The organism is Noviherbaspirillum autotrophicum, assembly GCF_000818395.1.
Lineage (GTDB): Bacteria > Pseudomonadota > Gammaproteobacteria > Burkholderiales > Burkholderiaceae_D > Noviherbaspirillum > Noviherbaspirillum autotrophicum.
This window is the reverse complement of sequence record NZ_JWJG01000028.1, coordinates 4,088,847-4,103,522: the sequence shown is the minus strand read 5'-3', so window position 1 is coordinate 4,103,522 and position 14,676 is coordinate 4,088,847. Positions and strand designations below refer to the sequence as shown.

The following is a 14,676-nucleotide window of genomic DNA, read 5'->3' as shown; positions in this document are numbered from 1 at the left end:
CGGCTTGGCCTGTTTGCGAGCACGATGATCTCGCATATGGCCACAAGGTGCGTAACACGGATGTTGTGATGGACAGCGATGAGCGCCGTGATCAGGGACATGGGATGGATCAATAACCTTTTTAAGGCCCTTTTAAGTTTTGCTTTCTATCCTGTGGATTTGATTTTGTCAGCAACCGAGAGGAGAGCAAATGACTGCACAAGAGCATGAAGTGCTAGGCAACTTCTTGAATCAACTTGTTCAGGCACGCGTCGCCGCCAAAGATCCACAAGCGGCAGCGATGATTCATGACGCGGTGGGACAGCAACCTGACGCCGCCTATTTGCTGGTTCAAAAAGTCCTGTTACTCGATCGTGCGCTATCTCAAGCCAAAATGCAGATCGCTGATTTGCAGGCGCAGTTGCAGGCGGCGCGGGAGCCCGGCAATGCGAACTTTATCGATTCAGCGAGTTCTTGGGGCAACAAGCCGTCTTCGGCCGCGACAGGCGCACGGGTTTATCCTGCACAAGGGAACAGTACGCCGCTTTCCGCCCGTCCGGGATTTCTCAGTGACGGGTTACGCTCTACACTGGGCAATATTGCCACGACCGCCGCAGGCGTCGCTGGTGGGGCATTGTTGTTTGAAGGGATTGAGCATTTAATCCACCATAACAGCGGAAGCAGTTTCCTAGGCGCCCAGTCCCTGGCCGGCGTGCCGTCGGAGACAACCGTCGTCAACAATTACTATGACCGTGCCGCACCATTGACTACGGAGCGCGGTGATCCCGGCTTTTTTGATGATATTGCCGGAGACTTCGACAGCGATGACAATTCGCTGATCTGAGCCAGGGGATGGCTGCGCTATGCCCGTATCTCCAGAAAGATCATGAGAGGTACGGCTTACTTTAAGTTACATTACGGCGCACTGCCTCCGTCATCGAACCATGTGGACAGGGCGTTGACCGGGATAACAGATGCAGAGGCCTGATGCCCAAAAATCATCATGAGAAGAATGCTCTTGTCCACAATACGTTCACGCGCAGTCGCGGTTTCATTCTTGGCAATCCTGGCTGGGTGTGCTTCTCGCGGCACGCCAGTCCCGCAGGAATTCGGACTGGACACTATAAAGCCGGACGCCATACTTAACCGCATCACGTGGGGGGCGAGCAGTTCCTCCTTTCATGAAATTAAAACGGTAGGTGCGGACCGCTTTCTGGCCCAGCAGCTCCATCCTGGTGCCGATCGCTTGCCCCAGTCAATTGAAGCGCAGATCAACAACCTGACGATCTCCCAGCGGCCACTCGATCAGCTGGTGATCGAGTTGGAGCAAAGGCGCAAGCAGCTTGATACGATTGCCAGCGATGACGAGAAGAAGGCAGCGCAGCACGCATATCAGGAAGAGCTCAACAGGCTGGCGCGTGAAGCGGCAACGCGTTCCTTATTGCGGGATACCTATTCGCATAATCAGCTGCGCGAGCAGATGACCTGGTTCTGGCTGAACCACTTCAGTATTCATCAAGGCAAGCACAATTTGCGGGCGATGGTCGGCGACTATGAAGACCATGCGATTCGTCCGCATGCGCTCGGGAAGTTTCGCGATCTTCTGGCCGCGACCGTCTACCACCCGGCGATGCTGCGCAATCTGGACAACGAGCAGAACGCAGTCAACCACGTCAACGAGAATTACGCCCGCGAGCTGATGGAGCTGCACACATTGGGCGTGGACGGCGGCTATACGCAGAAAGACGTGCAGGAACTTGCCCGCATCCTGACTGGTGCCGGCGTGAACCTCGATACGCAGACACCCAACGTACGACCGAAGCTGCAGAGCCAATACGTCCGGCGCGGCCTCTTCGAGTTCAATCCCAACCGCCATGACTATGGTGACAAGGTCCTGCTCGGCACAGTCGTGCGAGGACGAGGGCTGGCGGAAATCGACGAGGCGGTCGACCGGCTCAGTCGTCATCCGGCAACGGCGCGATTCATCAGCCGCAAGTTGGCATTGTTTTTTGTCGGTGACGATCCCTCGGACGCCTTGGTTCAGCGGATGTCGAAGGCCTTTCTCCGTACGGACGGCGATATTGCTGCCACGCTGGCTGAACTGTTCAGCAGCCCGGAATTCAAGCAGTCGCTCGGCCGTGAATTCAAGGACCCGATTCATTACGTAGTATCTGCAGTGCGGCTCTCCTACGACGACAAGGCCATCCTGACCGCAGGGCCGATGATTGGATGGTTGCACCGCATGGGAGAGCCTTTGTATGGCCGACAGACGCCGGACGGCTTTCCGTTGGCAAGTTCCGCGTGGGTCAGTCCTGGCCAGATGACGACCCGCTTCGAAATTGGCAAGGCGATCGGCTCCGGCAGCGCTGGCCTGTTCAAGGTAGAAGGGCTGCAGGCGCAGGATCGCCCGGCCTTTCCGCAGCTTGCCAATCCCTTCTATTACGAATCGTTTCAAAAGACACTCGGCGCAGCGACCCGGCAGGCACTTGACCAGGCGGGCTCGCCGCAGGAATGGAACGCCTTCCTGTTGTCGTCGCCCGAATTCATGTACCGCTAAACCGCACTGAGGATCATAAAACATGCATCGGCGCGAACTCCTGAAACGATTAGGCGTATTGCAGCTGGCTTCGCTGTCGGGGCAACTGCTGGCGGCGCCGAGTGCACCGGCCAAGCTGTTGCTGGTGTTTTTACGTGGCGGCTATGACGCGGCTAGTCTCTTGATACCGACCAGTAGCGACTTTTATTACGACTCGCGTCCCAAAATCGCCATTCCGCGGCCATCGAACGACCTCAATTCCGCCATCGCATTGTCCGGCGACTGGGGATTGCATCCAGTTCTGCGCGATTCAATTTATCCATTGTTCACCCAACGGCAGGTAACTTTCATTCCGTTTGCCGGAACGGATAACCTATCACGCAGCCATTTCGAAACACAGGACAGCATGGAGTTGGGGCAGGGCGGTGGCGGACATCGCGATTTCCGATCTGGTTTCTTGAATCGTCTCGCCGGCGTATTGAACAACGCCTCGCCGATGTCCTTCACCGATCAGCTGCCACTGGTATTCCAAGGCCCGGCGCAAGTTCCGAATACTGCATTGCGCAGTATCGGGAAGCCGGCTCTGGATATGAGGCAAAGCAATCTCATCGCGTCGATGTACAAGAACACTCCGATCGGGCGTCAGGTGGAGGAGGGATTCTCCATGCGTAACGAAGTGGCACGCGAGATGGCGGGTGAAATGGAGGCGGCCAACCGTAACGCAATCAATGCGAAAGGTTTCGAAGTCGAGGCTCGCCGGGTGGCGCGGCTAATGCGGGACAAATACAGCTTGGGCTTCATCGATGTCGGTGGGTGGGATACCCATGTAGGGCAAGGTGCCGCCACCGGTTACCTGGCCGGACGATTCGATGAGCTCGGCCGTGGCTTGGCCGCGCTGGCGCAGGAAATGGGGCCGGAGTGGCGCAATACTGTCGTGGTGGTCGTCAGCGAGTTTGGCCGCACGTTCAGGGAAAATGGAAACCGCGGAACCGATCATGGGCATGGCACGGTGTTCTGGATATTGGGCGGCTCGGTAAACGGCGGGCGGATCGCTGGCGAGCAGGTAAGAGTCGACGCCGCGTCGCTGTTCCAGAACCGTGATTATCCGGTCCTGAATGAATACCGCGCGGTACTCGCTGGACTATTCGAACGTGTGTATGGCCTGAGTCCTTCGCAACTGGAGCAGATATTTCCAGGGGCAAAAGCCAGGCAGCTGGGCATTGTTTAGGATTTGGCCGCCATTGGCCCATGTTGAAAAAAGACGAAGTGCGGACAGAGACAGAGTTTTGGTAATGAACCAGTCGATTTACGCATGTACATTTTTGCAGGTTGCGCTGAAACGGGTTTCGAGTTGCAGCAGGGAGTCCATCAGCTGGCGCAACTGTTCGTCTGGCAGATCGCCCAAGGTGCGTTCGATGAAAGCTGTCCGCTTGGGCAGGCTTTGCTCGACCTGCTGTTTGCCTTCCTTGGTAAGTAAGACATTGGTAATGCGCTTGTCATGCTGGTCGGTGCTGCGCACGATCCAGCCGAGAGTCTCGAGCGCACTGAGCTGGCGAGACAGTGCGCCGGGGTCCATGTGCGACGCATCACCGAGCTGTTTTTGTGGACAGGGCCCTTGTTCATTGTACAAATGCAGCATTACCTTCCAACGCGGCAAAAAATGCCCGACTTCCTTTTCATAGGCAGAGAGGAACGCACGGTAGGTGCGACCGAGTTGCTGTAGTACTTTTAATTGTTCGGTTGCTTGGACCATGTTCAATTCCTCGATAGTGTCGGATGATGCGTTTGCCGTTTGAATTATGCCGACTTCTGTGCTGCTTGCCGGCGCAAGTGCAACCGCGGTAGCCGGCGCATCTGCCAGACTGCAATGACGGCCACCACCACGGAAAGCATCTGGCCAGCGTGAATCGACGAGACCAGCGACAATCGCGCGGCCTCGATCAGCGCAGCACTATCCTGGCCAAGCGCATGCAGTTGCTCTGCCAGCTGGTATTGCGCCGCCTTGTTGATCAGGATTTGCGGATCACGCAGGTGGACGAACCATTGGGTCGCGTGTGTCGCATCCAGCGCGGCTCGAACGTGGCTGACGTACGTGTGGTTGACCAGGGTGCCAACCAGTGCCGTGCCGAGCATGCCACCGACCATGCGCAACGACTGGATCATGGCCGTGGCGATGCCCAGGTGCGCGCGACCCGCGGCTTCCTGCGCAAAGATGGTCAGGTTCGGCAACACAAAACCCAAGCCGAGTCCGCTGCCGACCATGTAGCAAACCATCAGTACATGAGGAGTACTCTGCTGCAGAGTCGTGATCCCGATCGCGGAAAAACCCATCAGGATGAAGCCGGCATACAACATCCAGGCAGGATTCGGAATGCGGGTCAGCAGCCTGCTGTTGGAAATGGAGCCTATCGTGATACATACCACCAAGGGTGTCATCAGCAGGCCGGCGACGTCCGGCGCGAGACCGAAGCCGCCCTGCAATAGCAGCGGCATGTAGAAGATCAGCGCAAACATCATGAATCCCATCAGCACGGCAAGCATGAACAGCGAGGCTAGCGCCGGGTTGCGCAGCATGTCGAGCGGGAGTATGGGATGGCTCGCATGCTTTTCACGGAATATCAGCCCGATGAAGGCGGCGGTGCTGATGATCGCCATCAGGCTCATGCCGCCGCTCATTCCATGAGTCGGCAACAATTCCACAAAGAGTTGCAGGCTGCCGAGTAATGCCGCGATCAGGCAGGCGCCCGCCCAGTCCAGCTTCATTGGGCCCTCGTGCTTGTGATGACGAATGAGCGGCATGTGGCGAGCGACGAAGTACATGCCCAGCAAGCCAACCGGTAAGTTAACGTAGAACACGCTGCGCCAGCCGGCATATTCAGTCAGCAGGCCGCCAAGCGAAGGGCCGATGGCGTTGGCTATCCCGAATGCCGAGCTGATGATGACCTGCCAGCGCAGGCGTACATGCGGCTCCGGGAAAAGATCCGGGACGGATGCAAAGGCGGTGCCGACCATCATTCCGCCGCCGATCCCCTGCAGTCCACGCGCCAGCACCAAAAACAGCATGCTGTTTGCCATGCCGCACAGCGCCGAGGCGAGCGTGAAGACCGTGATGGCCGCGACAACAAAATACTTGCGCCCGAAATGGTCGCCCAGCCTGCCGAAGATCGGCACGGTGATGACCGACGCCAGCAAGTAGGAGGTAGCGACCCAGGCATACAGGTCGAAGCCCTTCAGCTCGGCGACGATGGTCGGCAGGGCGGTCCCCACGACAGTCTGGTCGAGTGCCACCATCATCACGACGAAGGCCAGCCCAAGCATGGCGAGCAGGGATTGGCGAAAAGACGGGGCGGTAGTGAAGTCAGAATGCTTTGCGGAATCGGAGGCGGCCGAAGGGGCAGTATTGGAGCCGGGAGACGCGTTCTCGCTCGATTCGTTTGATATATCAACGTTTGACATGTCAACGATATTACGCTTCGAGCACCGTCGTGTCAAACGTAGTGATACTGCTTCAGTGCAGAGTTCGGGAGTAGCTTGCTTGCAAGGCAAAGCGAAAGGCAGCTCGGGAGTAAAAAGCAAGCATTAGAGCGGGAGGGGGGCAAGGTCGACGGTTTTAAGCGTCAAAACGCGCGTTGAACTTCAGTCCGTAACGCTAAAAGAGAGCAAATTGGTGGCTTGTCAGCGCTGCAAAATCCTCGCCAAGGAATGGCAGTATCGCGTCCGCCACGGGCTGCAGCTGGCGTGTGAGATAGTGTTCGACATCGATGGGGGAGCGCCAGGCTTCCAGTGGTTCCGGGCCCGCCGTCGTCATGACATAACGGATCCAGCCGCCATGCTGGTATTGCGCTGGACGCCCCTGTTGCAGGTTGTATTCATCCGCAATCCGCGCTGCACGAACATGCGGCGGCACGTTGCGTTGGTATGCATCCAACGGACGGCGCAGCCGCTTGCGGTATACGAGCAATTCATTGAGCTCGCCGCTGACAGTACGATGCACATAGTCGCGCATGTAGTCCCGATATGCTGCCCCCTTGAAGATGCGCCAATACAGCTCCTGCTGAAACTGCTGTGCTAATGGCGTCCAGTCGGAACGCACGGATTCCATCCCCCTGAAGACGACTTCCTCGCTTCCATCCGTCTTGACGATCAAACCGGCGTAGCGTTTTTTGCTGCCCTCGTCCGAGCCGCGGATGGTCGGCATCAAGAAACGCCGGTAATGCGTGTCGAACTCGAGTTCCAGTGCACTGTCGAGCCCGAATTTCTGTCGTAGATGTTGCTCCCACCACTGGTTAACGTATGTCACCAGTGCGTTGGCAATCTCGACCGCCTGTTCTTCCGTATGCGCGCGTTGCAGCGCCACGAATGTGGAGTCAGTGTCGCCGTAGATGACCTGATAGCCTTGCGCCTCGATGAGTTCTCGCGTTCGGTGCATGATCTCCTGGCCTCGCAATGTGATTGAGGAGGCCAGACGTGGATCGAAGAAGCGGCAGCCGCTTGACCCAAGTACGCCGTAGAATGCGTTCATGATGATTTTCAATGCCTGCGACAGCGCCTGGTTGCCGTCACGTTTGGCCGCTTCGCGTGCCTGCCAGATTTGCTTGACGATGGCAGGCAGACAGTGCTTGTCGCGCGAAAACCGTGCGCCGCGAAATCCCGGCACGCTATCCATGTCATTGGCCTTGTCCATGCCTTCCACCAGCCCGACGGGATCGATCAGAAAGGTACGGATGATCGAGGGATAGAGGCTTTTGTAATCGAGGACCAGCACCGAGTCGTACAGGCCGGCGCGGGAGTCCATCACGTAGCCGCCCGGGCTGTTTTCTCCCACAATATCGCCAAGGTTGGGCGCAACATAGCCCTGGCGGTGCATCAACGGCATGTATAGATGCTCGAAGGCCGCCACTGAACCACCGCTGCGGTCGGCGGGTAATCCGGTAACGCTGGCTCGTTCCAATAAGAACGACATCAGCCGGCTCTTCGCAAAGATACGCGTCACCAGCTCGCAGTCTTTCAGGTTGTAGCGGGCGAGTGCAGGCTTGTCTTCGACGAAGCGTCGCTCGATTTCGGCCATCCGGTCGTACGGATTATCGATGGACTTGCCTTCGCCGAGCAGTGTCTGCGCCACATGTTCCAGGCTGAATGACGGAAAACTCCAGCTCGCCGATTTGAGCGCTTCGATCCCGTCGATGATCAGGCGTCCTGCCGCGGCGGCGAAGAAGTGCTGATGCCTGCTGTGTTCGCGCCATTCCATCGCCGTGCCATCTCGTCCAAGGTATAGTTGCATGCGATAGCGCTGCGCATGCCGCTGCAGCACTTGCAGGTCAAACTGCACGAGGTTCCAGCCGATAATGGCGTCGGGATCATGCCGTTTCATCCAGCGATTTAGCCGCTCGAGCATCTGCGCATGGCTGTCGCAGTATTCCAGGTCGAAGTCGAGCGGAGCGCTTTCGCCATTCGGCGGACCCAGCATATAAACCTGGCGCTGACCACACCCCTCCAGCGCAATCGAATACAGCTCGCCATGGGCGCTCGTTTCGATATCGAGCGACACGAGCCGCAGGCAAGGACGGTAACCGGGCGAAGGCTTCATGTGGCCAACGAGCAGCGGTCCGCCTCCCTCGCCAACAGGCTCCTCGCTGAAGCATACCGGCGCGGTAATGAATCGCTCCATCAGGTAACGCTCCGGCGGTCGCACATCGGCTTCGTAGACGTCGATGCCGTTTTCCCGTAAGCGTTTTTCCAGTTTCTGCAGCTGGCGATACCCCCGGCAATACAATCCGACTACGGTGCGGCGGTGAAAATCAGTCAGACGCAGGGTCCGCAGCTCGCAGGAGCGCTCACCACGTAAAAGCGCTTCCGCCTGTTCGCGCTGCTCGGCCGGAATGAATGCCACCGACGGCTGAGCCGCCAACCGGAGCCGTCGCGGGCCGTCGTCAGTCGCCAGCCAGAAGTCGACTTCCGTACCGTCGACCGTGTCGCGCCAGTGCCGGGTCAACAGAAAGCCCTGCTTGAATTGAGCCACGTACTACCTCGATTGCGCCCCATCAAGCGGATGAATGCGCTCTTGCATCGCTTGAAGGTCACGTAGTGTTTTTATTTTCAAAGCGAAGATGCTGATATTCCTCATTTCAGATCGCTGTCATTCAGACAATGTACGGTTTATAGAGGATTTCGACACGCTTTTCACCATAAGCCTGCTCAGCAAGCGGCATCCTTAAGCGCGTACGTTGGCAAAGCGAAACCTTCCCGACGCATGCGGACGATTTGGGATTTCATGGTGATTAACTGTATGCAAGCACAGTATTATAAGCAAATACTCTTTATTGAGGCCGGCCAAGGTTCCTCACATTTATTGTGGTTAACCTTGTGGATAAGCGGGACAGGAACACTCCATGTGCCTGATCCGTAAGGAAAAATTTTGGTTGATGAAAATCAAGGCACTTGCCAAGGACGAAACATGATCAAGCGCACCGGTTGGTGGCGCAATTTCCTGTTTTATCTTTGCAAGCAGATTCGTGCGAATTTTTGTGAAAGTCTGTCTTAGATCCGCTATGAAATATCTTGTTGCCTCGTTTGGCATTGTGGTGCTCATCGGTGGCTGTGCCTACGAACCGGGCGAATGGTATGGCATTCACAATGCGGTTCCTGATCATTCACCTTCTAAACATGCGGAAAGCGTCGAAAGCGCTCATCCTTCGGTTGCCGGCGTGAGCCATGAACGCACTTCCAGCATGCAGGCGCACTAAGTTCGGGCCATCCCGCCAATGCATGATTTTTTAATTTCTTATTGGAATTAAATCCGCGCTTACCCGAGAGGGGGTGTACAGGCTCGCTTCCGGGTTAGCATCATATGTGAACCTTCCTGTTAAGTAATTCGTACGACCCGCATGAGCCTTGACCAGGCATGCGGGTTTTTTTTCGCCTGACGCCATGCCGTCAATGTCCGCAAAGTTCGTGCATGCCATTGTTTAACCGATATGTAAATTTCGGTAAACACTTATTCTTTTTATTTGAAATGAAAATTCAATAAAATTTTCATGGCAGAATAAAAAACGCTCCTGTAAATCGATTTATCGATATTTGTTGGGGTTCAATTGAACACAATAAAAATATGGAACGCACTAAAATCTCGCCAGTGCGAGAGGTGATCCCGGAAGGGAGTGTGCGCTACCTGTGAGTGACATACTCGCCTTAAAACAAGAATTGTTACGGTGTGCGAAGTGTCTGAATTCAGCGCAATGTAATCACATCGCGTGAGGCTAGACGCTTTGAACGCGTAGGATTGATTAATTACTTTTAAAAGGAGTGGGCAAATGAGCAAGACTGTATATACGCAGGAGCATGAATGGCTGCGCATCGAGGAAGACGGGTCGGTGACGGTGGGGATTACCGATTATGCGCAGGATCATCTCGGCGATATCGTCTATGTCCAGTTGCCCGAAACCGGCCGCGAGTTCAACAAGGGCGAGGAAGCCGCAGTGATCGAGTCGGTTAAGACGGCCGGTGAAATCCTGATGCCGGCTGCCGGTGTCGTCACCGAAATCAACGCCACGCTTGCCGACGAGCCGGGCAAGGTGAACGAAGATCCGCTGGGCGCGGGCTGGTTCTTCAAGTTCAAGATTGGTCAGCCGGGCGATCTTGACGGCTTTCTGGATGAAGCCGGCTACAAGGCCTATATCGAGACGCTGCATTAATGCCACGTCGCAGCGGGAGACCGCTGCGACTACGTTTTTACGCTGATTCGGAATCGTACTCAGCGCTCGCCATTTTCAATTTGTATCGAGAGGTAGGTAACCATGGTTCAGAAACGAGCTGCTTTTGAGGATTTGCAGCAGCACACGGATTTCATCGGCAGGCATATCGGGCCGGCGGAACCGGAAAAGAAGGCAATGCTCGCAGCACTCGGATTCGATTCGATGGACGCCTTCATCAAGAAGGTGGTGCCGGCGGCGATTCTGACCGACAAGGCGCTCGAACTGGGCGAGCCGCGCAATGAAGCGGAAGTCCTGGAAGAGTTGCGCGCAATCGCGTCGAAGAACCAGGTCTTCAAGTCCTATATCGGCATGGGCTACTACAACACCCATACGCCGGCGGTCATCCTGCGCAACCTGCTGGAAAATCCGGCCTGGTACACCGCCTACACGCCGTATCAGCCAGAGATTTCGCAAGGCCGACTGGAAGCGCTGCTTAACTACCAAACCATGGTGTCGGACCTGACCGGCATGGAAATCGCGAATGCGTCGCTGCTCGACGAGGCGACTGCCGCAGCCGAGGCGATGACTTTCTGCCAGCGCGTCTCCAAGAGCAAGAGCAAGATCTTCTTCGTGTCGCAGGAGTGCTTCCCGCAAACGATCGACGTGGTGCGCACCCGCGCCGAGCCGATCGGCGTGCAGGTCGTGGTGGGCGACCATCGCAAGGATCTCGATGCGCTCGACTGTTTCGGCGTATTGCTACAGTACCCGACCCTCGACGGCGAAATCCATGACTACAAGGATATCGTCGCCAAGGCGCACGCCAAGGATGCGCTGGTAGTGGTCGCAGCCGACCTGCTGGCGCTGACGATGTTGACGCCGCCGGGAGAATTCGGCGCCGATGTGGCAATCGGCTCGGCGCAGCGCTTCGGCGTCCCGCTCGGTTACGGCGGCCCGCATGCGGCATATTTCGCCACGCGCGACGCGAACAAGCGTCTGATGCCGGGCCGCGTGGTCGGCGTCTCGATCGACAGCAGCGGCAACAAGGCGTATCGCCTGGCATTGCAGACGCGCGAGCAGCACATTCGCCGCGAGAAAGCGACGTCCAACGTGTGCACCGCGCAGGTCCTGCTGGCCAATATCGCCAGCATGTTCGCCGTTTATCATGGCCCTCAGGGCCTGAAGACCATCGCCCAGCGTGTGCATCGCCTGACCGCAACGCTCGCTGCCGGCCTGCGCAAGCTGGATTGCGACGTCGGTACGGCTGCATTCTTCGACACCATCGTGGTGCGCACAGGTAGCCGCACCCAGCAGCTGCACGACGCCGCACGCCAGCAGGCAGTCAATCTGCGCGTGGTCGATGATGAAAATGTTGGCATTTCGCTCGACGAGACGACCACCTCGGCGGATGTGGAAGCACTGTGGCGTATTTTTGCCGGAGCCGGCAAGGCAATCCCGGCGTTCGCAGCGGTCGAAGCCGATGTGACCGACCGCATTCCGGCATCGCTCGCCCGTACCAGCGAATTCCTCACGCACCCGGTATTCAACACCCATCATTCGGAAACCGAACTGTTGCGCTACCTGCGCAAGCTGTCGGACAAGGACCTGGCGCTGGACCGTACCATGATCCCGCTCGGTTCCTGCACCATGAAGCTGAACGCGACGACCGAAATGATTCCGATCACCTGGAAGGAATTCGGCAATATTCATCCGTTTGCGCCGCTCGAGCAGGCACAGGGCTATCAGCAGATGATCACCGAGCTGGAGCAGATGCTGGTCGCGTGCACCGGCTATGACTCGGTATCGCTGCAGCCGAACGCCGGCTCGCAAGGCGAATACGCTGGCCTGCTGGCGATTCGTGGCTATCACCAGAGCCGCGGCGAAGGACATCGCAATGTCTGCCTGATTCCTAGCTCCGCGCATGGCACCAACCCGGCAACGGCGCACATGGCCGGCATGCAGGTTGTGGTCGTGGCTTGCGACGAGCGTGGCAACGTGGACATCGCGGACTTGAAGGTGAAGGCCGAAAAGCATGCGAACGACCTTGCAGCGATCATGATCACTTATCCGTCCACGCACGGCGTGTTCGAAGAGGCAGTGCGCGAAGTGTGCGAAATCGTGCATTCACATGGCGGCCAGGTCTATATCGACGGCGCCAACATGAATGCGATGGTCGGCCTGTGCGCTCCGGGCAAATTTGGCGGCGACGTGTCGCACCTGAACCTGCACAAGACCTTCTGCATTCCGCACGGCGGCGGCGGACCAGGCGTCGGCCCGATCGGCGTGAAGTCGCACCTGGCGCCGTTCCTGCCGGGACACCGCATGCTGGAAAAACACGTGGCGCCGGTTTGCGCGGCACCGTGGGGCAGCGCCAGCATCCTGCCGATCAGCTGGACCTACATCAAGCTGATGGGGCGCCAGGGCCTGAAGGCGGCCAGCGAGATGGCGATCCTCAACGCGAACTACATCGCCAAGCGCCTGGAACCGCATTTCCCGATCCTGTACACCGGCACGAACGGGCTGGTGGCACATGAATGCATCGTGGACTTGCGTCCGCTGAAGGATACAGGCGTAACCGTCGACGATGTCGCCAAGCGCCTGATGGACTTCGGCTTCCACGCGCCGACCATGTCGTTCCCCGTGCCGGGCACGCTGATGATCGAGCCGACCGAAAGCGAATCGAAGGAAGAGCTCGACCGCTTCTGCGAGGCGATGATCGCCATTCGCGAAGAGATCCGCGCCGTCGAACAGGGTGTCTACAAGGCGGAGGAAAGCCCGCTGCGCAATGCACCGCATACGGCGATGGACATTACCGGCGAGTGGAATCGTCCCTACACGCGCGAACAGGCGGTGTTCCCGGTCAGCTCCCTGCGCGAGGGCAAGTACTGGCCGCCGGTCGGGCGCGTCGACAACGTGTACGGCGACCGCAATCTGGTCTGCGCGTGCCCGCCGATGTCCGACTACGAATAAGGCCGGCTTCAGAACGCGCCACTTCGACAAGAGCGCGTCAGCGGTGCATCCTTTCCTCTCCCGATGACGGGAGAGGATCAACCCAAGGGGAAGACGAGGCGGCAGGCGGGAAGTATGGCCATCAGCGTTTTTGAGTTGTTCAAGATTGGTATCGGTCCTTCCAGTTCTCATACGGTCGGGCCGATGCGGGCAGCGCTGCAATTTGTAACCGGCTTGCAGGATGCAGGGTTGCTGGCGCAGACGGAAGCGGTCAAGGCGGAGCTGTATGGCTCGCTGGGCGCGACGGGAAAAGGCCACGGCAGCGACAAGGCGGTAATGCTCGGCATACAGGGCGAAGCGCCGAACCTGGTCGATACCGATACGATTGCCGTCACGCTGGAAAAGATACGGCATGAAAAGCGCATCAACCTGCTCGGGAAGAAAATAATTCCTTTTGTCGAGAGCGAGCACCTGTTGCTCCACAAGCGGCAATCCTTGCCCTACCATCCGAACGGCATGCGTTTCACGGCATACGATGCGGCAGGCGACGAAATCCGCAGCAAGGTGTATTACTCGGTAGGTGGCGGCTTTGTGGTGAACGAAGATGCGGCAGGAGTCGACCGGATCGTTCCGGACACGACGGCATTGCCTTACCAGTTCAAAAGCGCGGCCGAACTGCTCGCCCTGTGCCGGCAGCATGGCCTGACGATCAGTCAGCTCATGTTCGACAATGAAAAGACATGGCGGAGCGATGACGAAACGCGTGCAGGTCTGCTGAAGATATGGCAGGTGATGCAGGAGTGCGTTAAGCGCGGCTGCGAGCGGGAAGGGACGCTGCCCGGCGGACTGCAGGTGAAACGCCGTGCCGCCGAATTGCATCGCAAACTTTCCAGCCAGCCGGAAGCCAGCCTGCGTGATCCGTTGACGACGATGGATTGGGTGAACCTGTATGCGCTGGCGGCAAATGAAGAAAATGCGGCCGGTGGACGCGTTGTGACGGCACCGACTAACGGGGCCGCCGGCATCATCCCGGCGGTGCTGCATTACTACCATCGCTTTGTTGCGGGAGCCAATGACGAGGGCGTGATGCGCTTCCTGCTGACGGCTGCTGCGATCGGCATCCTCTACAAGGAGAATGCGTCGATTTCCGGTGCCGAGGTCGGCTGCCAGGGCGAGGTCGGCGTCGCCTGTTCGATGGCCGCAGGCGCGCTGGCCGAAGTCATGGGTGGTACGCCCGAGCAGGTGGAAAACGCGGCGGAAATCGGGATGGAACACAACCTTGGTCTGACCTGCGACCCGATCGGCGGGCTGGTGCAGGTGCCGTGCATCGAGCGTAATGCAATGGGATCGATCAAGGCGATCAACGCGGCGCGCATGGCCTTGCGCGGCAGCGGACAGCATTTCGTGTCGCTCGACAAGGTGATCAAGACCATGCGCGAGACCGGCGCAGACATGAAAACGAAGTACAAGGAGACCGCGCGCGGAGGGCTTGCGGTCAATGTGATCGAGTGCTGATGCCGCGCG

10 protein-coding genes are annotated in these 14,676 nt (G+C 57.9%); 7 read left to right on the top strand and 3 right to left on the bottom strand.

Features of this window, described 5'->3' with window-relative positions; genetic code table 11:
• Positions 1-190 precede the first annotated feature (190 nt).
• From TSA66_RS20310 to TSA66_RS20300, 3 genes are all read left to right on the top strand, one after another.
• Positions 191-823 (top strand): DUF2076 domain-containing protein, encoded by a 633-nt coding sequence (locus tag TSA66_RS20310; RefSeq protein ID WP_040041326.1) that lies wholly within the window; start codon positions 191-193, stop codon positions 821-823.
• Positions 824-982: 159 nt separating this feature from the next.
• Positions 983-2,536 (top strand): DUF1800 domain-containing protein, encoded by a 1,554-nt coding sequence (locus tag TSA66_RS20305; protein ID WP_094299016.1) that lies wholly within the window; start codon positions 983-985, stop codon positions 2,534-2,536.
• 22 nt (positions 2,537-2,558) lie between these two features.
• The gene (locus tag TSA66_RS20300; RefSeq protein WP_040041324.1) at positions 2,559-3,743 is read left to right on the top strand and encodes a DUF1501 domain-containing protein; all 1,185 of its coding nucleotides are present in this window, start codon (positions 2,559-2,561) and stop codon (positions 3,741-3,743) included.
• A gap of 78 nt (positions 3,744-3,821) precedes the next feature.
• Here TSA66_RS20300 and TSA66_RS20295 read toward each other — a convergent pair whose 3' ends face one another.
• From TSA66_RS20295 to TSA66_RS20285, 3 genes are all read right to left on the bottom strand, one after another.
• Complete coding sequence (locus TSA66_RS20295; RefSeq protein ID WP_040041323.1) at positions 3,822-4,268, bottom strand: MarR family winged helix-turn-helix transcriptional regulator; 447 nt, start codon at positions 4,266-4,268, stop codon at positions 3,822-3,824.
• Between the two features lie 44 nt (positions 4,269-4,312).
• Positions 4,313-5,833, bottom strand: coding sequence for an MFS transporter (locus TSA66_RS20290; RefSeq protein ID WP_040041322.1), 1,521 nt, complete (start codon positions 5,831-5,833; stop codon positions 4,313-4,315).
• Between the two features lie 331 nt (positions 5,834-6,164).
• Positions 6,165-8,534 carry a DNA polymerase II gene (locus TSA66_RS20285; RefSeq protein WP_040041321.1) on the bottom strand — a complete coding sequence of 790 codons (2,370 nt, stop codon included), beginning with the start codon at positions 8,532-8,534 and terminating at the stop codon, positions 6,165-6,167.
• 529 nt (positions 8,535-9,063) lie between these two features.
• Between TSA66_RS20285 and TSA66_RS20280 the strand changes: the two genes are divergently transcribed.
• The 4 genes from TSA66_RS20280 (at position 9,064) to TSA66_RS20265 (ending at position 14,667) form a co-directional block, all read left to right on the top strand.
• Complete coding sequence (locus TSA66_RS20280) at positions 9,064-9,258, top strand: hypothetical protein (protein ID WP_040041320.1); 195 nt, start codon at positions 9,064-9,066, stop codon at positions 9,256-9,258.
• 567 nt (positions 9,259-9,825) lie between these two features.
• Positions 9,826-10,206: a glycine cleavage system protein GcvH gene (gene gcvH / locus TSA66_RS20275; protein ID WP_040041319.1), complete on the top strand. Its 381-nt coding sequence runs from the start codon at positions 9,826-9,828 to the stop codon at positions 10,204-10,206.
• 102 nt (positions 10,207-10,308) lie between these two features.
• The gene (gene gcvP, locus TSA66_RS20270) at positions 10,309-13,173 is read left to right on the top strand and encodes an aminomethyl-transferring glycine dehydrogenase (protein ID WP_052452470.1); all 2,865 of its coding nucleotides are present in this window, start codon (positions 10,309-10,311) and stop codon (positions 13,171-13,173) included.
• A 114-nt stretch (positions 13,174-13,287) separates the two neighbouring features.
• Positions 13,288-14,667 carry an L-serine ammonia-lyase gene (locus TSA66_RS20265; protein ID WP_040041317.1) on the top strand — a complete coding sequence of 460 codons (1,380 nt, stop codon included), beginning with the start codon at positions 13,288-13,290 and terminating at the stop codon, positions 14,665-14,667.
• The last annotated feature ends 9 nt before the right edge of the window (positions 14,668-14,676 follow it).

Coding starts and splice junctions, on each gene's coding strand:
- TSA66_RS20310 (WP_040041326.1), top strand. CDS start 191: ATGACTGCACAAGAGCATGAAGTGCTAGGCAACTTCTTGAATCAACTT.
- TSA66_RS20305 (WP_094299016.1), top strand. CDS start 983: ATGAGAAGAATGCTCTTGTCCACAATACGTTCACGCGCAGTCGCGGTT.
- TSA66_RS20300 (WP_040041324.1), top strand. CDS start 2,559: ATGCATCGGCGCGAACTCCTGAAACGATTAGGCGTATTGCAGCTGGCT.
- TSA66_RS20295 (WP_040041323.1), bottom strand. CDS start 4,268: ATGGTCCAAGCAACCGAACAATTAAAAGTACTACAGCAACTCGGTCGC.
- TSA66_RS20290 (WP_040041322.1), bottom strand. CDS start 5,833: ATGCTTGGGCTGGCCTTCGTCGTGATGATGGTGGCACTCGACCAGACT.
- TSA66_RS20280 (WP_040041320.1), top strand. CDS start 9,064: ATGAAATATCTTGTTGCCTCGTTTGGCATTGTGGTGCTCATCGGTGGC.
- gcvH (WP_040041319.1), top strand. CDS start 9,826: ATGAGCAAGACTGTATATACGCAGGAGCATGAATGGCTGCGCATCGAG.
- gcvP (WP_052452470.1), top strand. CDS start 10,309: ATGGTTCAGAAACGAGCTGCTTTTGAGGATTTGCAGCAGCACACGGAT.
- TSA66_RS20265 (WP_040041317.1), top strand. CDS start 13,288: ATGGCCATCAGCGTTTTTGAGTTGTTCAAGATTGGTATCGGTCCTTCC.